This window comes from Methylomicrobium lacus LW14 (assembly GCF_000527095.1).
GTDB classification, from domain to species: Bacteria; Pseudomonadota; Gammaproteobacteria; order Methylococcales; family Methylomonadaceae; genus Methylomicrobium; species Methylomicrobium lacus.
Genome location: NZ_AZUN01000001.1, coordinates 1255309 through 1275094, shown reverse-complemented (window position 1 = coordinate 1275094; position 19786 = coordinate 1255309). Strand labels below are relative to the sequence as shown.

Sequence of the window (19786 nt, the reverse complement as noted above, 5' to 3'; positions counted from 1 at the left end):
AAGCCCAAAATTGATGTGCTTAATTGTTGGACTTCCTTACATCCGTACCAACCTACAAAACCCAAGATATGGGATGTTGAACGTGCAGACATCATCTCGGCACGACTTCCACGGCAGTGAGATTCCATCGATTAGCGGTTGGCGCAAGAGCATTGATGGTAACTGTCGTATTCGCCTCTGCAATCCTAGTAAGCGATCGTTGTACCCAGAACGTGTCGTCCGCACCTGTATCTACCCACTGATGCATCATAGTCTGGGCAGTGCCTAAGGTGCGGTCGATGGCGTTGTCCCAATCGTTACCAACTCCGAACACCCAGGCATTGGTCTTAGTGGTGGTCAAATAGACACTGGGTGCTCCTGAAGGAGAGGATGCTCCAACGCTTGCGCCGACTCCGCCTGCGCCGGATATGGATACAACCGTTAGCGACTGGTCGTACTCCTCGTTTGATTGAACGGATTGTACTGATACATTGGAAAGTCCCGTGTTGGCATACGCACTCCAAATCTCCGATGTGCCGGCCTCGGTATTCGTCCGTCGAACCAGTGTCCAGTTAAGGCCAGCTCCACTGACCGTCGCCGTCTGTCCGCCAGTGACTGCGGGCCCGTCTGAAGCGACAAACGCCAGCAACAACGCATTGGGTTCCGAGGTGCTAAACAAAGGGGTGACGACGGTACCTTGACCGTCCCTCGAAACCACTTGGTCGATGCTGATGCCTGTCGACGTTGCCGGCGCATTAGAGCCCGAGGGTAAGGCTAGGCTTTTCGAAAAGGTCACGTCGACCCAGTAGTTGCTCGAACGCCAAGTCTTAGTCTGGAACGCGCTTGGACCATAACTATATACACCGTTACCTCCATTTTCACCATCCCGAAGCATATGAAGGGGCGCATTATCGGTTCCGTTCTCAGCAAAATACCCGGTATCCGCTGCATAATGTCCATTGGGAGCATAATAGGACGCCACGTAGACAGTGTTAGCGGAGATTGCTACAGGCGTTGAGAAGCGCGCCTGCTGCCAACCCGAGGCAGTTTCACTACTGAAAATCGCGGTCGCAATAAGGTTTCCGTCACTGGTCCATAAATTCCCAATGTGGGTGCCATTGTTAGCATTGCCACCCTTGTAAAACCGGATGCCGGTGACGAAACCATTCACGTCCGACTTGAACTTTACCCCCAGTTCAACAGAAGATGCATCCGCATGAATTGAATCTTGCGGCACCGACGTTAAGGTCCAGACACTGCTCTCGCTTGCCCCATCCTCGTAGGTAGCTCCTCCCCCGGAGAGACCATCACTATTAGCCGCATTAATTTTCACGGACGTTCCGTCGTCATGCCGTACACGCATCACGCCAGTTGCCTGGTCGAAAGTCCAGCCTGGCTGCGCCAAGTCCGTGCGTTGGCTGAGCAGTTGACCGTCAATCAACACGCTGGATGGCACAAAGGCAACCCGTAATACTTCGGTCGATGCGGCGTCTGCGGTGATGTAGTCAACCCCCGCAGGGCTGTAGGAAACCGATTTCACGACCGACGACGAACCGGTGATATGCGTTTCGCCGGTTGGCACCCATTCGGGAATAGCATGCAGACCTGTCATAAAGTGGCGAATGTAGTCGCCGTACCCATCCGTGAACCACTGGTTATTCACGGTTGGGCCGTCAATGACGATGCCGTTAGACCTTGCCATATAGGTAGCCCAGTTGAAGGCCCGGTAGGCTTTCTCCTTGGCAACCATATCGCCCGTTCGCGCATAAAGCATGGCGTTGATGGACGCGTATCGGGAGGTATGACTGCCCATCACATGCGGGAATGCATTCTGCTCCTTGATGGCGTTGGCCCCATATTGAGGGGCTGCGAAGTTTTTCTCGACCCATGCAATCAGCCCTCGGACATGCGTTTCCCAGTTCGGGTCGTTTTCTGGATGTTCCATGAGGTAACGGGCCAGCATCATCGGATTCAGTTGGTTGATGTTGCCGAGATCTATTTGAATCGGGACGTCTTCAAAATAGTTGGCCCATACGTTATTTTGCATCGGATAGGTCATCATCCATGTCCAGACGCTCTGGCGCGCATTCTGATAATCGGCCGTATTGCCTAACTTTAGCCGAATCAGTTCATCGAAAAGTTCAATCGGACTGACCACATGAGCGCAGTAATCCTCCCTGATCTGTCCGGTTTGGGCTTGGACGCGAAACGGCCATGGCGACTGACTGGAATTACCGGTCCGTACCTTGGTGGCTAGGACATCGGCCGCATGAATGGCGGCATCCAGATACCGAGAATTCCCGCTGAATTTATACAGCAGTAACCAGCCATAACCCAGTTCACCAATTTTGTCCGGTTCGAGGTAATAGCGGCCGTCACCACTCCCTGAGTCATCACCGTAGGTGGCCCCTTGATAGAGCAGAGAGCCGGCATCGCCGCTGGCGTAGGGTACACCGCCCCAAACCCATGCGGATGGAGTCATGCCATTATCCAAGTGATGAGTGGCCAATTCCTCAACCTTCTGCATGACTGCAATATCACCGGAATACGCATAGTATTTCAACGCCGATTCTATCAGCATGGCGTATAGTCCGGCCGGATTGTGCGGCCAGTTCGCCACCTGTTGGGTATCTGGTGACAGATAACTTTGGCTAAAGTAGGCGGAGACACCAGTAGCGGGATCATTGGGGACCCGGTTAAGGAAGTAGTCCCAGGCATTAGCGACAACCTCACCATAGCCGGCTGTAGGATTGGGCATCCACGGTATAATCTGATTGTTACTATCCAAGACGATAGCGTGATCGTTCAACGTATCGGCTTTTGCTACTCCCGCAGAATTTAACCCGGGGAGGAGAAATTGAAGTATCCCAAGTATTACGGCGGCACTCCATACCCGGCTCAGGCGTCGCAACCATATCTGACCTCCGGATAGCAGCTTCGTGCGGTGTGGATTCGCTAACGCGCAATCGGAATTGTTCATAACTGTACCTTATTGCCTAATTGTTTAACTTCGCCGCAATAAAGCGGGTAAATTTTTAGATTATTTCTTTGCCGCCACCGAAAAGGCATCACAAGAAGCAATATCGCCACTTTCCAAGCCTTTGCGCAGCCAATAGGTTTGTTGCTTCCGGAAAAACTGTCCCAGCCTTTTTCAGATTTCGCTGAAACCTCGTCTCAACCCGCCTCCAGGGATTCTTTTACGTCATCCCATTTGTCATTCGCGGTATCGGCAATTTCCATGGCTTTCGCTTCGGCTTGTTCGAGTTTGGGTTACAATTCATCAATTGCCGCACGAATATCGCTGATCGCTTCCTGAGATTCGTCCATTGCCTTGTTATTAAGTTCAGTAAGTTTGGCTTGTTGTTCATCAATGGAAGATATGTTTTTCGAGTCAGGGTAAGGAAATGCTCCTTCCTTGTGAAAAAGGAAGGAGCTAATCCCAAAGTCAGCAAGTTTTATTTTCTATCTAGTGCAGTGTACGTCTACGAAAGTTGTATTTTGTTTCTTTATAAATGGTTGGGTGACACGAACCGATACTGTCTGGGGTCCGTTTTGCTTGGTTTTTACACCGGCCACATAAACCTCTTGAACCGAGCATCCCGGTTGATCCACAATTTCGATTTGGTGAATACCAACCTCTGGAGCTTCAACGTGTGCCTCATGGTATACCTGTACTTCAGGCGCCCAATACGAATATTTATCATTTCTGGCGCCGAGTGTGTCAGTCCAGGTGATCCCTAGCCCATCCATGATGGCTCCATTTTCGTCATAGAACCTCGTGTCGATTTCATGAGGTGCTCTAGGCCCGACTTTAAAATTGTCGGTCTTGGAATCACTCGGGACAAACCCATGTGTGTTTTGGTCGCAATCGACAATAGATAGGTCGCAGCCGTAGTCTTCTACGGGGGTCAACCAGGCCTTGTATTCGCCGCCATTATTGGGGGTGTCCTCATAGGGGAGGAGCTGGACGGGGACGCTACCTCCGGGGAGGGGGACGGGAGGAACCTTGTGCTCGCACCCGCCAGTCGCCACAACACCTGTGAAAACACCGCCGTCTACTGTAACCCGACGGCATGAAGCAGGATCCGTTGACAACAGGGTCTTTCCTGAAGGATCCGTGACCATAAAGACGTAGGTCCCCTTGTCTAAGCCCTTAGCGTTAGTACCGGCGCCCTTGCCTGGCCCGCCGTTTAGGTAAACAAGTTCTTTGCTAGCGTAAATGTTGAAGTTTACCTCGCTGCCGTCCTCGAGCGATGTCCAAATTGCTTCGGAAAATGCCGGCTGCGCCATGGCAGTCGCCGCGATCACACTCAGCACAGATAAGATTGTCTTTTTTTTCATGGCTAAATCCTCATGTAAATTTGTATGTCACTTTGCCTATTTCTCATATAGTTTTAATTTGTTCACTTCATATTCCCTCCGCCTGTATTCATAGGTTTTTATTTATTATCCAAGCCGATTTTTGGGCTGTGAGTTGCCTCAATGACGGCTAACGGATTCGAGTGAATTCTGTCCTCGGCTTTTCCCCGCTTTCGCATGGCTATGACGTAGGCGCTTGCTAGGTCAGGGTTCGATCAGTTTTTTGCTCGTTAGAAAACCGTGCAGATTGCCTGCGCTGTCTTCGTAGTATCCCACGATGTCACCGCGCGGATTGAGTCCTGTCGCTACCGTTCCCACGGCCCCTTGCAGCACGGCACCGGGTACCTGGATGGCAGTAAAATTGCTTTTGTTCTGCAGAAAACCGGCCTGATTGCCATTGGTGTCCGTAGAATGGCCTACGATTTCACCGCGCGAATTGATTCCGCGAGCGGCGGTCAACGGGGCTTCGGGGACGCCGATGGTGCGGAAAACGTTTTTGCTCAGTAGAAATCCGTGCGTATTGGAAGCGGGGCTGTTGTCCTGGTACTGGCCTACGATTTCGCCTTTGGCATTGATTCCATTCGCCAACGTGGAGGCCGACCCGAGGAAATCGAGGGTAGTAAACTCGCCTTTGCGCAGCAGAAAACCGTGAGTCTTAAAAGGAGGGTAACCGTCCTGGTACTGGCCTACGATATCGCCCCTGGGATTGATCCCATTGGCAAACGTGAAGGTTGAGCCGGGAACGTCGACGGGGGTGAACTCGCCTTTGCTCAGTCGAAAACCGTGGAAGCGGCTGCCGATGTCCAGGTAATGACCGACGATATCCCCTGTTAGGTTGATGCCCGTTGCAAACGTGGAGACCGCACCGGGGAAGTCGATGGGGGCGAACTTGCCTTTGCTGAGCAGAAAACCATGAGAATTGGGCGGGCTGCTGTCCAAGTAATAGCCTACGATGTCGCCTTTGGGGCTGATCCCGATTGCTAGCGTGGCGGTCGCGCCGGGGGCGTCGATGGGGGAGAAACCGTGTTCCTGGGCCTGGCTACTGCGCATAAGGCAAAAGGCTAACAGCAGAGTAAATCCAAGGGGAATGAAGCGTGGCATCGTAATAAAGTGCATGGCGGACTCCCAATTCGGAAACAGGACAGTAGTTCGGCGAAGGCGCATAGGCAGCTGCAGGCGCCTGATCCCGTATCAATAACACGCAGGATGGCTCGCAAATATCTGGAGTCTGGGCGCTGTCGACTTACACCAGGACTAGATGATAGTCGCGAGATTAAAGAATGATCTGTGCGTTGGCGAACTCAGCTGCTGTTAATTTTTCGACTGTGGTTTGCCGAGGAGGGGAAAACGAAGACGAGAGAGGGGCTTTTAGGTGATTATTTAGAATAAGTCCGGGGGCTTTAGCGGGTGGGGAATTCGTGCTGGCGACCGGGCAATTAGCGAAAGTGAGCGGTATCAGTTCGGCTGAACCGGCCAATGGGGGGCAATTTGCAGCTTCGATTTTTCGCGGCATAAAACCTAAGCCTTGGCCCTCTCGAACAATGTTAGCTTAATCTTTTTCTTAGTATACTGGCACGGCCGGTTAAAGTTGTGAGCAAACTGTGATGGGTTTGTTAGCACTCCCTCCATAACACAAATAATAATTTTGAGGGTTTTTCATATGGAACAGAATGTTACTTACGCATTCGGGCCGTTTCGCCTGGAAACAAGAACCCAGTTCCTGTACCATGAAGGCGAGAACGTACGTTTACAGCCTAAGGTTTACCGTTTATTGCTGTATTTTTTGCAGCATCCGGGGCGCCTGATTTCCAGGGAGGAGCTTTTCGAGGGGGTGTGGCGCGGTATGGTTGTCGAGGATGCGTCCTTGCGGCAGGCCGTTAACGCCTTGCGCAAGGCCTTGCTCGACGATAGCAAAACGCCGAGTTATATCTTGACCGTTTGCAAACGCGGCTATCGTTTTCTCCCTGAAGTCGCGAACGTCAGCACAGTTCAAACGAAGAGTCTGCCCGACCAGTCAAAAACCGAATATTCCGATACCGGATGGCAATATGATGCCGCATTGGAGCAGTTGCTCGAAGCGTTTGAACAAGCCGCCGTCGGCAACAGGCGCCTAGTTTTTTTGAATGGCGACAGGGGGATAGGTAAAACGGCTTTACTTGAGCGGTTTCTGGCCAAAATCAGTCGTTCCGAGCTGACCATGCTTCGTGCCCGTTGCGTGCAATTAGGCGGAGCCGCAGAACCCTTTCTGCCCTTGTTGGAAGCCTTGGAGCGTCGGTGTCAGGAGCCTTCTGGCAAGCGGATGATCGAATCCCTGCATCGGGTTGCGCCAACCTGGCTTTATCAAATGTTGAATATGCTTGAGCCAGAGGAAATCGCCGCACTGCAGCCGAAAGTTTCGCAGCTCAGTACCGGTCGCATGTTGCGCGAAGGAGCCGATTTCTTTGAAAAACTGGGGAGCGATCAGCCTTTAATCCTGATCCTGGATAATTCGCACTGGAGCGACGAGTTCACCCTGGATTTGCTGAATTTTTTGGTGTCCAGATGCTCGCCTACGCGGTTGCTGATGATACTCAGCTTCCGGTCGAGCGAAAACTGCGCCGGTACCCGGCGGCTTGAAGAGATGCGCGAGGAATTGAGGCATCGGGGATTGTGTCAGGAATTGTCATTACATAGGTTGCAGTAAGGCGGGTCTGTGCTCGAATTTATCGCGGAGCTGACTCGAAAGCTGGATTCGCCGAAGGACAATCCACTAAGGGAGGGTTATGACCTAACGGCGGTATCGGCCGGGTAGGCAAGCTTGATGAGTAAAAGTCTTAGTTCTCGGGATGAGTTGACAAAAATCAACCATAATTTATGGCAGGATTTTATTAGGCTTGGAAAACAGTCTGCGACCGCATTTGCGGCCGCAGATCGTAAAGTCAATTAGTTGAGGACTTTTACGTTTTCCGCTTGCGGGCCTTTAGGGCCGCGGGTAACGGTAAATTCAACTTTTTGGCCTTCATCCAGGCTTTTGTAGCCGCCTGCATTGACGATGCTTCTGAAGTGAACGAAAACATCGGGGCCTGAACTTTGTTCGATGAAACCGAAGCCTTTTTCAGAGTTAAACCATTTGACGGTGCCAGTAGTAATTGTAGACATAGTAAGTCCTGTATAAATAGATATTGATTTTAAGCCTTAATAAGGCTGGGTCTAGCTGGTAAAATTGGAACTTACTAAATGAAAAACAGTACGAGAAACTACGAGAGAAACGTCGAAATGGTAAACAGAGGGTAAATCTTCTTTTCAAGCTGGGGCTAGTATCTGCTTATTATTTCACGATGTCAAACACTATTTTGCAATCGCATGGGAGCGAAGCGGGGAGGGGCGCCGACAAGAAGGCAAATAGATTGAAAAGGTCTCCCTGTTAGTCCATGTTGACTAACAGGGAGACGCCACTTTTTAGAGACAACATCAATGACCAGGCTTTCCCTCGTAATCGTCACGGCCAAAGAATCCTGAGTCAGCCGAGTCTTTCACCAAAAGCGAATATAAATTACGTGCCGAAGCGACGGTAGGTCCCCCCTTATAGATGGCTAAACCCTTCGTCGCCGGGTCTTTATGCTCGTGGATAATCGCATCGGCGACAGCCAGGCCCAGGCTTTGTCCCTGATAATTGTCGATGCCGAAATGGACGCCCAGGTAAATTCGGCTCTGGCCGTTTTCTAACTGAAGCTCGGAGAATGTCGAAACATCGCGCGTGGTTCCGTCCTGGCCGCCAATGGGAGTTTGCAGCTGACCGGTACCATTATTGGTGCCAATCAGCCAAGGCAGAGTGGTCAAGGCCACCGGCGTATTGTCCGGAACGATTTTATCGGAACGGAAAAATGCCCGGAGTATCTCCGTGCCAGCCGCGACGGTGGCGCTATGGCCGCTGGTACTGGATGGATGGGATGGCGTCGTCGCCAACGGTTTCCAAATATAGTCGGCTACCGCACCTGAGGCATCGGCGTTGATCGCGGTGATCGGACGCCAGAAAACCAGATCGTATTTCGACTGCCAGGCGGCAATGCGGGCATCGGCCAGTGCGTTATCCAACGCAGCAAACAATTTAGCGTTCTGATCCAGCGTTAAATTGCGTGCTGCCGAGGCGGTCCTTGCCGCCTCGTTGACGAACACTTCCGCATCCGATTTGTAATATAAAGCCTGGAGCAGTTGGTCACTGCTGCGGTTCCCCGGATGCGCGGAATCCTGGCCGTGGGTCTTTACGAAATCCACCTCCTGCGTGTATTCGGCACTGCCGACTTTCAGCGAAGGCGGGACGGCCGCAACCAGTTGCTGTTTTTTCAGGGTACTCAAGCTAAACGGCGTGACGTTTTTCCAATTGAAGTCAATGGCCGCCGCCGGCTGTATCGCGCCTTCCACAAATCCGGTAGGCGCGCCTATGATCGGATCAATGTCGCCGGCTGTGCCGTTACTCGGCCGCCATAATCCAACACCCGGATTGCCCGTGGCATTCGGCGCGACGGCGCCGCTTCCGTTGACAAAGAGATTGGTCGAGGGGGTATAGGTTGTCCTGATCGCCGCGTTGTCATCCTGTCTGGCGCTCAATGCGGCGGCGGCCGCCTGATGTCCTGCCGCGATACCGGGATCGCTAGCGTTAACCCCCGTTAGATCGCTTTCTAACTGATCATGCAACCACTGGCGGGTTGCGGCCCAGGCATCATTGTTTGGTAAGGCGCCGACCAGTACGTCATAGGCCGCTTGCGCTGCCGCAGCCGATGCTGAATGCGCAGTCAAACCGCTGGGAGCAGTGCTTTCCTGAGAGTAATAGCCCTTGCGGCTAAAATGATCGACCGCATTGACCGCGTCGAAGACCGCCCTGGCTTCTATCGCATGAAGGCGTGTGGCAACATTCGAGTTGAGGGCGATGCTCTTGTTTCCGTCCGAAAGGGAGGTTGCGCCTTTTGTCGCCAGAAGGGTGTATTCATTCCAGTCGGTCACCGCGTCGGCAAAAGTCTGCGTTGCCGATAGGGTGGCCGCGACAGCCAAAGCGATCCGGGAATAAGTTTTTGGGGAGGCTAAAGTGTTCATGATATGTCCTTATTGAGTGAATGGAGTCAGTTGCCTCTAGCGTCGCGCCAGGAGGACGGGCTGCTTGTCATGTCAAACGACCCGCACCGCAAGCACCCCTTGGATCGAACCGATTCGGGCAAGCAGGGGAGGCGGAATGTGATCGTTGATATCGATCAGCGAATAGGCGTAATCGCCGCGGGACTTGTTCAAGAAGTCAACGATATTGATCTTGTGCTCGGCCAGAATGCCGGTAATCTGGCTGACCATACCGGGTACGTTTTCGTTGGCGATCGCCAGCCGCAAGCCTTCGGTGCGGGGCAGGTGAACGTCAGGAAAATTCACCGAACGGCGAATGTTGCCGTTCTCCAGGAAATCGCGCACCTGTTCCGAAACCATCGCCGCGCAGTTGTCCTCGGCTTCGGCGGTGGAAGCGCCGAGATGCGGTAAAACGATCGTGCGCGGGTGATTCAACAAGGCCCGCGAAGGAAAATCCGAAACATAAGCATGAAGCGTGCCGGATTCCAGCGCGGCCAAAACGGCGCTTTCATCGACGATGGCGGCACGGGAGAAATTCAATAAAGTCGCTTTCGGCTTTATCTTGGCGAGGCGCGCCGCGTTGATCAAATGACGGGTATGATCGTTCAGCGGCACGTGCAGGGTTACGAAATCGGCGCGCGCCAACAGTTCGTCCAGGCTGCCGGCGGCAATCGCATCCGACGATAACTGCCAGGCGCTTTCGACCGTTAATTGCGGATCGAAGCCGATGACTTTCAAGCCGAGCGCTGCCGCGGCATTGCTGACTTTGACGCCGATGGCGCCCAGTCCCACGACTCCCAAGGTCTTGCCGGCCAGCTCAAAGCCGGAGAAGCGTTTCTTGCCTTGTTCGACCAGCGATTCAAGTTCGTCCCCGTCGCCTTCGAGATTTTTGGTGAAATGCCAGGCATCGGGAATATTGCGCGCCGCCAACAACAGGCCCGCGATGACCAATTCAGTCACCGCATTCGCATTGGCGCCCGGCGCATTGAATACGGGAATGCCGCGCTTGGAGTATTCGGAAACAGGAATATTGTTAACGCCGGTGCCGGCTCGGCCCACTGCTTTGACCGTTTCGGGAATGACGACATCATGCAAATCGTGAGAGCGTAGCAGGATCGCATCGGGGCGATCGACTCCCGGCCCGATTTCAAAGCGTCCGGATGGAAATTTTTCCAGGCCGGTGCGGGATAGCGTGTTATAAGTTTTGATCTTGAAGAGAGGGAAATTCTGTGTCATCTGGTTTTTTTTACTATGTATGTTTAATGAGGGTCCCGGCGCGATTCGGCTAAGCGCGTTACTGCTGCGGTGTCGGCAGTCCGTTTTGATCGAACAGTCCTTCAAACAAGACCGAACTCAAATAGCGTTCACCCGAATCCGGCAACACCACCACAATCGTTTTACCTTGATTTTGGGGCTGCTTGGCTTGACGAACCGCCACCGCCACTGCAGCACCACTTGATATTCCGGAGAGGATGCCTTCTTCTCTTGCCAATCGCCGCGCATAGTCAATCGCCTCTTCATTGGTCACTTGTCCGATTTCGTCAATCAGCGATAAATCCAGCACGTCGGGCACGAATCCCGCCCCAATGCCCTGTATTTTGTGTGGTCCCGGCTTCAGCTCCTCGCCGGCAAGCCGTTGCGTGAGTACCGGGCTGGCGGCGGGTTCGACCGCGACAGAAAGTATCGGCTTGCCCTGGGTCTGTTTGATATAGCGTGAAACGCCGGTGATGGTGCCGCCGGTTCCGACGCCGGCAACAAAGATGTCGATTTTACCGTCTGTGTCGTGCCAAATTTCAGGCCCCGTGGTTTGTTCATGAATCGCAGGATTCGCGGGGTTTTTAAACTGTTGCAGCAAGACGTAGCGATTAGGGTCGGAAGCGGCGATTTCTTCGGCCTTGGCGATCGCGCCGCTCATGCCGCGCGCCGCCTCGGTCAGCACCAGTTTCGCGCCGTAGGCGATCAATAGTTTTCTGCGCTCCAGGCTCATGCTTTCCGGCATCGTTAGCGTCAGCGGGATGCCTTTGGCGGCCGCAACAAAAGCCAAGGCAATGCCGGTGTTGCCGCTGGTCGGTTCAATCAGCTCCTTGCCGGGCCCCAAAAGCCCGCGTTTTTCGGCATCCTCAACCATCGCGGCGCCGATGCGGCATTTAACGGAATAGGCGGGATTGCGCCCTTCGATTTTGGCGAGAATGGTCGCGTTAGCGTAAACGCTAATTCGATTCAGCTTTACCAGAGGCGTGTGGCCAATAGACTTGGCGTTATCTTCAAACCAATGCGGCATCTTGTTTCCTAATGATTGAATGAATATTTTTAAGTTGTTTCTGGCGGGGGTCAGCTCATAACCTTGAGCTAAGGTTAATCGGGATGACCTATAAATTGAAACGATATTATTGGGTATGTATATCAAATAATAAGATGAGAACCGCAGGGCGGTTCTGTGCCTGCTGAGGCAAGGTTGAGGGCAGGCCCGATCAGGATGCCTTGTATGCGCGGAGGGTAAAGGCTGAAATGCTATTGGAGAAAGATAGGCTTTTTCGGGGGCGCTGATGATGGGTCAACCCGGACGTATCGCCAATAAATAGAGGCCCAGACCGACCATGACGATGCCGCTGACCAGCTTGAGCCAGCGGCCTTCGTTTTCCTGAAGCCGCCGTTGGCTGAGCGTGAATATGCCGATGCCGAGCACGACCGCATCGTCAAACATATAGGCCGCGTTGTACAGCAGCAGGTAGCCGTAGTAACTCAAACCGTCCAGGTGCTGCAAGGTCAGGATGCGGGTATAAAGCGCCGGAAAACCCGAGGTGCAGAGAAACTCGACGATCTGCACCAGGACGGCCAGAACCACGGCGCCGAGCATCGCGCCGAGCAGATTTTCGGCTTGCAGGATATGGCGGATTTGCGTATAGATGCCGGGTTTTGATCTTTGCGGTATCGACAGAGAAATCCCGCGTCCGTAGGCCAGGAAGTCCTTGATATGAATTGTGCCGGCGGCTATCGCCATGGCCGCGATGAGGGTTTCCGAGCTGCGTGATAGCCCGACGAGCAGAAACAGGTTCAGCCAGGCCGCCATGAAGGCCAGATAGGCGACTCCTTCCACCGCGATAAAGGTCCCTGCAACCGCGAGCATGCGCCAGCGGTTTTGCATCGGCGCCAACAGCGAGATCATCAGGATCAATACCCACATCGAACAGGGGTTCAATCCGTCGAGCAGGCCCATCGCCAGCGTAAACAGCGGCAGGCCGATCTGTTCGAGCGACAGGGTATGGCCGAACAGCGAGACTTCGAAACTTTCCGGCTCCGAAGGAGCGGTGGTCTCTCCTTCGCAACTTAGGCTTTGATCGGCGCTACAGCTATCCGGGGCGGATGGGGAGGCTTTTGGGGTCTGCTGAGCCTGAGCCAGCGCAGCCCTGATCCGCCGTCCTGTGTCAGCCTCTTCCGCAAAGCCGACGATCAACTGTCCATTGATATAAAAGGCCGGCACGCTTAATTGCTTGAGACCCTCAGCGTTTGATAGTTGCCGCAAGCGTTCAAGTGCGAGGGCGTCCTGGCCGACATCGCGTATCGATAACCGCACCTCCGGGCGCTCGGCAGACAAGACGGACAGGAAGGCTTCGGCCTTCTCGCAATGCGGGCAGCCTGTGCGCACGAAGGCTTCGATATCGATGGCCGCCTGAATCGTATCGGAAGAAGCCTGGGTTACAGATGCCTTCGATGGGGACTCGGCGGCAGCGAGGCCTGCATTACCTATCAGTAATATCAGCAGTAAGGCCAGGATGTTACTCTTCGGCACGTCATACAGAGATTGGAGGGCTTTCATTCGAGTTCTTGATTGATGCGGCAAGGCTTTTATTATAAGGCGCACTACCAGGAATCTCGTTGATGCAGCGAATTTCTTCCTGTCGAAGGAAGATAAGGATGGGGTTGCCGGGAGGGTCAAGAGATATGCGTGAAGTTCTTTAATCGCTAACCATCGGGATTTTGCCGCTAACACCTTGGGGAGTGGTTGAGGGTGTGCCTGGTAACAATCAAGATCAGTTGACTTAGGTTTTAGAAATACAAGCTGGGCCGCAAACGCGGCCGCAGCTTGCAAAGAAAACTTAGATGGCTCTTACGTTTTCAGCTTGGGGGCCTTTGGGGCCTTGCGAAACGGTAAATTGCACACTTTGGCCTTCGTCAAGCGATTTGTAGCCGCTTGATTCGATGTTTCTGAAGTGAACGAAAACATCAGGGCCTGATTTCTGTTCGATAAAGCCGAAGCCTTTTTCAGAGTTAAACCATTTAACGGTGCCGGTAGTTATTGTAGACATGATAAGTCCTAGTAGATAATGAGTATAAAGCCTTAGAAAGGCGAGTCAAGCTGGTAAAGTTGTAAATTACTTAATGAAAAACAGGACGAGCAGCTACAGGAGAGACATCGAAATGGTAAACAGAGGGTAAATCTTCTTTTCAAGCTGGCGGTAGTATGAGCTTCCTCTATTGTATTGTCAAGGTATATGTTGCAATACGATATTAAGGTAGACAAATTTCCTTTTAAAAAAATTCGGAGGGCAATCATGAAAACCTTGTTATTTTTGCTGGTATTACTGGCCTCGACTCCCGTAGCGGCCGTGGGCGCTCATCATCTTGACTCCGTCGGACAGGAAAAACTCGGCTCTACCGACTTTCCGGTATCCTGCGCTCTTGAGACGCGCGGCGAGTTCAACCAAGCGGTCGCGATGCTGCATTCGTTCTGGTATGACGAGGCCAACAAGACCTTTCGTCGGATTGCCGAGTCCGATCCCGAGTGCGCGATGGCTTACTGGGGTGTCGCGATGAGCCTGTACCGGCAGTTATGGGCCACGCCGCCGACCGAAGACGAACTGCGGGAAGGGCGGGCGGCCTTGCAAAAAGCGAAAGCGCTGGCCGTCAAGACCGAACGCGAACAGCTTTATCTGGCTGCGGTGGGTGTCTTATATCGGGGCGAAGAGGCCAACTATGGCAAAAGAAAGCTCGCTTACGAACAGGCGATGGCGAAGGTGCAGGCCCGGTTTCCGGACGACCTCGAAGCGAACGTGTTTTATGCGCTCGCCTTGATTTCGACCGCCTCGCCGCAGGATAAGACCTATGCGAAGCAGAAACAAGCGCTGGCGCTGTTGCAGAAAGTGCTGGATGCGGTGCGGAATCATCCCGGCGTCGCACATTATATCATCCACGCGAGCGACAATCCGGAACTCGCCTCCTTGGGGCTGGCTGCCGCGCGCTCCTATGCGCGCATTGCGCCGGCGGTTCCGCATGCGCTGCACATGCCTTCGCATATCTTCATCCGTCTGGGGCTTTGGCAGGATGCGGCCGATTCGAATCTGGCCGCGTACCGTGCCGCGACGGACTATGCGCGGGACAATTTTCCAGGCAAAGTCTGGGATCAGCAACTGCATTACATGGATTATCTGCTCTATGTCTATCTGCAATCGGGCCAGCGTGACAAGGCGGAGGCGATTTGGCGGGAAGCGGCGGCGATCCAAAAACCACATCCCGAGAATACGACTTCCGCTTATGCGCTGGCCGCGATTCCGGCGCGCTATGCGATCGAACGCCAGGCATGGTCCGAAGCGGCCCAATTGGGCATTCGTCCTCTGGCCTTTCCATGGGAAAAATTCGGCTGGTGCGAGGCGATCACGCATTTTGCGAAAGGCCTGGGCGCGGCCCGGAGCGGCGATCCGGCAACGGCGCGGACCAGCCTACAGCGGTTGGAGGCGCTGCGGAATGCGGCCAAAGCCGCACACAACGCCTATACGGCCGATCAGATCGAGATTCAGCGTCTGGCGGTCGCGGCCTGGATGGCGCACGCAGACAAGCAGGATCAAGAAGCGGAACGGCTGATGCGCGCCTCGGCGGATTTGGAGGATGCCACCGAAAAGGACAATGTCACGCCTGGAGCGATCATCCCGGCCCGCGAACTGTTGGGCGATTTGCTGCTGGATATGCGGAAGCCGAAGCAGGCTTTGAAAGAATATAAGGCTTCACTGCAACGAACGCCGAACCGGATGCATGGTTTGCAGGGCGCGGAAAAGGCGGCTCAGGCCGGATAATGATCGATGATCGCGAACGCCCGGTCGATCTGCTCCAGGCCGTTATAAAAATGCGGCGAAAAACGGATGCCGGCGCCGCGTAGCGCGCAGATCACCTTTTGCTGCATCAGATACGGATAAAGCGCCGGGTTCGGAATCTTTTTATGCCGGAACACTACGATGCCGGACTTCAACTGCGACGGGGTAGGAGAAAGCAGTTCCAGTTCGGCATGCTGTTCGATGCGCTGCCGGAGGTAATCGATCCTTTCGAACAGCGCGGCTTCGACCGTCTCCATGCCGGTGTCGAGCAGCAGCGACAGGCTGGCCGATAAGGCATGAATCCCGAGCATGTTCGGGCTGCCGCATTCGAAGCGGCGGGCGCCCGGATGCATTTCCCAGGGTTTGTTCTCGTAGTTGTGCGTGTCCTTCATCATATGCCAGCCGAACTGGGTCAGCTTGAGCCTGTCCCGGGCTTCCGGCGTCGTATAGAAAACGCCGAGCCCTTCCGGGCCGAACATCCATTTATGGCCGTCGGCCATCACGAAATCGGCCTGGCAGGCCTGCACGTCGAAACGCACCGCGCCGATGCTTTGAATCGCATCGACACAGAACAGGATGCGGCGCTGCTTGCAGAAGGCGCCGATCCGTTCGATGTCGAGCCTGAGGCCGGTCGCGAACTGTATCGAACTGATCGTCAGCAGACGCGTATTACGGTCGACCAGCGCAAACAACGCGTCTTCCGGCGTTGCGGCGGCATGGAGATCGGCCTGGCGCAGTTCGACGCCCTGTGCGGCGAGCGATTCCCAGGGCAGGCGGTTCGACGGAAATTCTTCGTTGCTGGTCACGATGTTGTCGCCGGTCCGCCAGTCCAGGCCATAGGCGACGAAAGACAGCGCCTCCGAGGTATTCTTGACCAGCGCGATGTCGTCCGGGCTTGGCGCATTGATCAATGCCTTGAGCTGTGCGCGCAGCAGCGATTCCTTTTTGAGCCAGTCCGGATAAAACGCCGCGCCGTAGGTGCAATTTTGCTCGGCAAACTCGGCCACCGCCCGGCGCGTTCTTTCAGGCCAGGGCGCGACCGCGGCATGATTCAAATAAATCAGGTCTTCGGCTAAGGGAAATTCGGGATGTTTATTGGGCATCGCTTTCTCGTTCGATGATTTGCACGCGCTGGGTAATTCCGCACACCAGCGTATAAGGGATCGTGTCCGCACAGTGCGCGATTTCCTCGACCGGCAACGCCTCGTTCCATAAGGTGACCGGGTCGCCCGGTTTCGCGTCCGGCTGCGAGGCCAGATCGACCGTGATCATGTCCATCGACACCCGGCCGATCAGCGGCACGCGGCGGCCGTTCACCAGCACCGGCGTGCCGGCTTTCGCATAGCGCGGATAACCGTCGCCGTAACCGACCGCGACCACGCCAAGGAGCGTCTCTTCGGGACAGCGCCAGGTGCCGCTGTAGCCGACCGTCTCGCCCTGGTGCACAGGCTTCACCGCGATCAACTGCGAATACAGGCCCATCACCGGCTTGAGGCCGAGCTCCCTGCCGGTCAGCTCAGGAAACGGCGAGATGCCGTAGAGCATCACGCCGGGCCGCACCCAGTCGGCCAAGGCTTCCTGCCAGCCCAGAACGCCGGCCGAGTTCGCGATGCTGCGCTCGCCTGGGAAGTTTTCGAGCGTGTCGTTGAACAAGGCGATCTGCTGCGGCGTTTTCGGGTCCGCCTTGTCGTCCGCATTGGCCAGATGCGTCATGAAGCGGATCGGGCCTGAAATGATCCGGCATTGCCGCAGGCGTTGATAGGCGCCGGCGACATCGGCCGGGCGAAAACCGAGCCGGTTCATGCCGGTGTCGATCTTGAGCCAGACGCCGAGTTTTTCGGTTTCCTCGCGAGCTTCGAGGATTTCGAGCTGCTGATAAGAATGTACGATCGTGTCGAGGCCCTGCTGCAAAAATGCGTCCAGATCCTCGCCGCTCCGGAAACCTTCGAGCACCGTGACCGGCTGAGTGAAGCCGGCTTTCCGCAGCCTGATTCCTTCATCGCCTCTTGCTACCGCGAACGCATCGACGCCGGCCAGCGCGTCGGCGATGCGCAGCAAGCCGTGGCCGTAGCCGTTGGCCTTGATCACCGCCATGATTTTCGCGGCGGGCGCGTGGCGCCTGACGACGGACAGGTTATGCGTGACCGCCTCGGTATTCAGTACAGCATAGGCGGCGGGCGTCATCGGGCGGCGCTCCCTGTCGGAAGATGCGTGAGGCTATTCATAAAAGTCCTGGTCATACTGGCTGCCTGCGTAATTCTCGAAACGGGTAAACTGGCCGAGGAAGGTCAGGCGCACGGTGCCCAAAGGGCCATTACGCTGCTTGCCGATGATCAGTTCGGCGATGCCTTTGTCCGGGCTGTCCTCGTTATAGACTTCGTCGCGATACACGAACATGATCAAGTCGGCGTCCTGCTCGATCGCGCCCGATTCGCGCAGGTCCGACATTACCGGCCGCTTGTTCGGCCGCTGTTCGAGATTACGGTTCAACTGCGACAAAGCGATCACCGGCACATTCAGCTCCTTGGCGAGCGCTTTCAAACCGCGCGAAATGTCCGAGATCTGCTGTACGCGGTTGTCGCCGCTGCTTGGCGACTGCATCAGTTGCAGGTAGTCGAGCACGACCAACCCGAGCGGGCCGTGCTCGCGCACCAGTCGTCGCGCCCGCGAACGCACTTCGGTCGGCGTCAGCGCGGGGGTGTCGTCGATGAATAGCTTGGTCTCGGCCAGCAGGCTCATCGCGGACGTCAGCCGCGGCCAGTCGTCGTCTTCGAGCTTGCCGGACCTGACCTTGTGCTGGTCGATGCGGCCCAAGGACGACATCATCCGCATTGCCAGGGCATCGCCCGGCATTTCCATACTGAATACCGCGACCGGCATCCGGCTCTTGATCGCGACATTCTCGGCCATGTTCATCGCTATAGTCGTTTTTCCCATGGAAGGCCTGCCCGCGACGATGATCAAATCGGCCGGTTGCAGGCCGGAGGTCAGGCGGTCGAGTTCGGTGAATCCGGTGCTCGCGCCGGTGATCGATCCTTCCTGCGCGAACATCACCTCGATCCGATCGACCGCCTTGGCGAGCAGCGATTTGATCGGCTGGAAGCCGCTTTGTCCCTTTTGCCGCTGTTCGGCGATCCTGAACACTTCGCGTTCGGCGTTTTCTAGCAGTTCGGCGGTATCGCGGCCTTCGGTATTAAAGGCGGAGTCCGAAATGTCGGTGCCGATGTGAATCAGTTGTCGTAACACCGAGCGGTCGCGGACGATATTCGCATAGCTGACGATGTTCGCGGCGCTCGGCGTGTCCTTCGCGAGCATGCCCAAATAAGCCAGGCCGCCGGCATTGTCGAGTTCGCCGATGGATTCCAAGGCTTCCGAAATCGTGACGACATCGAAAGGAATCTGTTTGTCGGCCAGATTCTCGATCGTTCTGAAAATCAGTCGGTGGTCCTTGCGGTAAAAATCGTCGGCGGTGACCTTGTCCGCGACCGAGTCCCAGGTCTGATTGTCCAGCATCAGACCGCCCAGCACCGATTGCTCGGCCTGGATGGAATTGGGCGGAACTTTTAAAGAATCATGCGCGTAATCGCGCGGAAAGCTAAGGCTGTCAGGCATCTAGTCGGAAGATAAAAGAGTCGGTGATGATTATGAAGGGCAAGCGCCCTTGATTTGATATACTGTTATTTTATCAAAATTCGAGGTAACCCGGTGCGCTGTCAGCCGCATTGGGAAAATTCATTGGGAGTAAAAGATGCTGAATAAAGTTATGTTGATAGGAAGGTTGGGGGTCGATCCTGAAGTTCGCTTCCTGCCGAGCGGCGGTCAGGTCACGACCATTCGCCTGGCCACCAGCCGAAGATGGCGGGATAAACAGACGAATGAACGCAAGGAAGAGACCGAATGGCACCGCGTGGTGTTTTTTAGCCGTCTCGCCGAAATTGCGAGCGAATATCTGAAAAAAGGCAGTCAGGTCTATGTTGAAGGCCGCATCCGGACCCAGAAGTGGCAAGGACAGGACGGACAAGACCGTTACACGACCGAAATCGTCGCGGAAGAAATGCATATGTTAGATAGCCGCAGTGGCGGCACCGCCAGCTTTGGCGGCGATCAACCGCAATCGGGTTATGCGTCTTCGAGCCGGCCGTCGGCTCCAGCAGCAAGATCGGATGCGCCGACGTCTTCGGGCTCGATGCCGCCGTCTCCGTCTCCATCTAATTACGATGATTTTGACGACGACATTCCGTTCTAGAGGATACCTGAGACTAATGCTATAAGAT

At 54.9% G+C, this 19786-nt stretch carries 15 protein-coding genes; 3 read left to right on the top strand and 12 right to left on the bottom strand.

Features of this window, described 5'->3' with window-relative positions; all coding sequences use genetic code 11:
- Positions 1-91: 91 nt before the first annotated feature.
- From METLA_RS0105690 to METLA_RS0105680, 3 genes are all read right to left on the bottom strand, one after another.
- Positions 92-2959 carry a DUF4082 domain-containing protein gene (locus tag METLA_RS0105690; protein WP_024297633.1) on the bottom strand — a complete coding sequence of 956 codons (2868 nt, stop codon included), beginning with the start codon at positions 2957-2959 and terminating at the stop codon, positions 92-94.
- Between the two features lie 482 nt (positions 2960-3441).
- Positions 3442-4320, bottom strand: coding sequence for a hypothetical protein (locus tag METLA_RS0105685; RefSeq protein ID WP_024297632.1), 879 nt, complete (start codon positions 4318-4320; stop codon positions 3442-3444).
- 222 nt (positions 4321-4542) lie between these two features.
- Positions 4543-5454 carry a hypothetical protein gene (locus tag METLA_RS0105680; RefSeq protein WP_152539391.1) on the bottom strand — a complete coding sequence of 304 codons (912 nt, stop codon included), beginning with the start codon at positions 5452-5454 and terminating at the stop codon, positions 4543-4545.
- Between the two features lie 544 nt (positions 5455-5998).
- Between METLA_RS0105680 and METLA_RS0105675 the strand changes: the two genes are divergently transcribed.
- Positions 5999-7021, top strand: coding sequence for a winged helix-turn-helix domain-containing protein (locus METLA_RS0105675; protein WP_024297630.1), 1023 nt, complete (start codon positions 5999-6001; stop codon positions 7019-7021).
- Positions 7022-7260: 239 nt separating this feature from the next.
- Here the strand turns inward: METLA_RS0105675 and METLA_RS0105670 are convergent, their stop codons facing one another.
- The 6 genes from METLA_RS0105670 to METLA_RS21815 all read right to left on the bottom strand — a co-directional run bounded on the left by METLA_RS0105670 (position 7261) and on the right by METLA_RS21815 (position 13733).
- Positions 7261-7476 carry a cold-shock protein gene (locus METLA_RS0105670; protein WP_024297629.1) on the bottom strand — a complete coding sequence of 72 codons (216 nt, stop codon included), beginning with the start codon at positions 7474-7476 and terminating at the stop codon, positions 7261-7263.
- 312 nt (positions 7477-7788) lie between these two features.
- The gene (locus METLA_RS0105665; RefSeq protein WP_024297628.1) at positions 7789-9408 is read right to left on the bottom strand and encodes a vanadium-dependent haloperoxidase; all 1620 of its coding nucleotides are present in this window, start codon (positions 9406-9408) and stop codon (positions 7789-7791) included.
- 72 nt (positions 9409-9480) lie between these two features.
- Positions 9481-10662 (bottom strand): phosphoglycerate dehydrogenase, encoded by a 1182-nt coding sequence (locus tag METLA_RS0105660; RefSeq protein WP_024297627.1) that lies wholly within the window; start codon positions 10660-10662, stop codon positions 9481-9483.
- Positions 10663-10720: 58 nt separating this feature from the next.
- Entirely contained in the window at positions 10721-11707 is a 987-nt protein-coding gene (cysK, locus tag METLA_RS0105655; RefSeq protein ID WP_024297626.1) for a cysteine synthase A, read from the bottom strand.
- Between the two features lie 273 nt (positions 11708-11980).
- Complete coding sequence (locus METLA_RS0105650; RefSeq protein WP_024297625.1) at positions 11981-13243, bottom strand: glutaredoxin family protein; 1263 nt, start codon at positions 13241-13243, stop codon at positions 11981-11983.
- Between the two features lie 280 nt (positions 13244-13523).
- Positions 13524-13733 (bottom strand): cold-shock protein, encoded by a 210-nt coding sequence (locus tag METLA_RS21815; protein WP_084480076.1) that lies wholly within the window; start codon positions 13731-13733, stop codon positions 13524-13526.
- A gap of 246 nt (positions 13734-13979) precedes the next feature.
- Here METLA_RS21815 and METLA_RS0105645 point away from each other — a divergent pair, with 246 nt between their 5' ends.
- Positions 13980-15494, top strand: coding sequence for a hypothetical protein (locus tag METLA_RS0105645; RefSeq protein ID WP_024297624.1), 1515 nt, complete (start codon positions 13980-13982; stop codon positions 15492-15494).
- Here METLA_RS0105645 and METLA_RS0105640 read toward each other — a convergent pair.
- The 3 genes from METLA_RS0105640 to dnaB are packed head-to-tail and all read right to left on the bottom strand — an operon-like array spanning position 15482 to position 19124.
- Positions 15482-16615 carry an aminotransferase class V-fold PLP-dependent enzyme gene (locus tag METLA_RS0105640; protein WP_024297623.1) on the bottom strand — a complete coding sequence of 378 codons (1134 nt, stop codon included), beginning with the start codon at positions 16613-16615 and terminating at the stop codon, positions 15482-15484. The genes METLA_RS0105645 and METLA_RS0105640 overlap by 13 nt on opposite strands.
- Positions 16605-17696: an alanine racemase gene (gene alr, locus METLA_RS0105635; protein WP_024297622.1), complete on the bottom strand. Its 1092-nt coding sequence runs from the start codon at positions 17694-17696 to the stop codon at positions 16605-16607. The genes METLA_RS0105640 and alr overlap by 11 nt, the downstream gene beginning before the upstream one ends.
- 33 nt (positions 17697-17729) lie before the next feature.
- Entirely contained in the window at positions 17730-19124 is a 1395-nt protein-coding gene (gene dnaB / locus METLA_RS0105630; protein ID WP_024297621.1) for a replicative DNA helicase, read from the bottom strand.
- Positions 19125-19260: 136 nt separating this feature from the next.
- Between dnaB and ssb the strand changes: the two genes are divergently transcribed.
- Positions 19261-19758, top strand: coding sequence for a single-stranded DNA-binding protein (ssb, locus tag METLA_RS0105625; RefSeq protein WP_024297620.1), 498 nt, complete (start codon positions 19261-19263; stop codon positions 19756-19758).
- Positions 19759-19786 lie beyond the last annotated feature (28 nt).

Bases quoted from the DNA above. Each gene is read 5' to 3' on its own strand.
- ssb (WP_024297620.1), top strand. From the start codon at position 19,261: ATGCTGAATAAAGTTATGTTGATAGGAAGGTTGGGGGTCGATCCTGAA.
- METLA_RS0105675 (WP_024297630.1), top strand. From the start codon at position 5,999: ATGGAACAGAATGTTACTTACGCATTCGGGCCGTTTCGCCTGGAAACA.
- METLA_RS0105670 (WP_024297629.1), bottom strand. From the start codon at position 7,476: ATGTCTACAATTACTACTGGCACCGTCAAATGGTTTAACTCTGAAAAA.
- METLA_RS0105660 (WP_024297627.1), bottom strand. From the start codon at position 10,662: ATGACACAGAATTTCCCTCTCTTCAAGATCAAAACTTATAACACGCTA.
- dnaB (WP_024297621.1), bottom strand. From the start codon at position 19,124: ATGCCTGACAGCCTTAGCTTTCCGCGCGATTACGCGCATGATTCTTTA.
- cysK (WP_024297626.1), bottom strand. From the start codon at position 11,707: ATGCCGCATTGGTTTGAAGATAACGCCAAGTCTATTGGCCACACGCCT.
- alr (WP_024297622.1), bottom strand. From the start codon at position 17,696: ATGACGCCCGCCGCCTATGCTGTACTGAATACCGAGGCGGTCACGCAT.
- METLA_RS0105645 (WP_024297624.1), top strand. From the start codon at position 13,980: ATGAAAACCTTGTTATTTTTGCTGGTATTACTGGCCTCGACTCCCGTA.
- METLA_RS0105640 (WP_024297623.1), bottom strand. From the start codon at position 16,615: ATGCCCAATAAACATCCCGAATTTCCCTTAGCCGAAGACCTGATTTAT.
- METLA_RS0105665 (WP_024297628.1), bottom strand. From the start codon at position 9,408: ATGAACACTTTAGCCTCCCCAAAAACTTATTCCCGGATCGCTTTGGCT.
- METLA_RS0105690 (WP_024297633.1), bottom strand. From the start codon at position 2,959: ATGAACAATTCCGATTGCGCGTTAGCGAATCCACACCGCACGAAGCTG.
- METLA_RS0105685 (WP_024297632.1), bottom strand. From the start codon at position 4,320: ATGAAAAAAAAGACAATCTTATCTGTGCTGAGTGTGATCGCGGCGACT.
- METLA_RS21815 (WP_084480076.1), bottom strand. From the start codon at position 13,733: ATGTCTACAATAACTACCGGCACCGTTAAATGGTTTAACTCTGAAAAA.
- METLA_RS0105650 (WP_024297625.1), bottom strand. From the start codon at position 13,243: ATGAAAGCCCTCCAATCTCTGTATGACGTGCCGAAGAGTAACATCCTG.
- METLA_RS0105680 (WP_152539391.1), bottom strand. From the start codon at position 5,454: ATGCACTTTATTACGATGCCACGCTTCATTCCCCTTGGATTTACTCTG.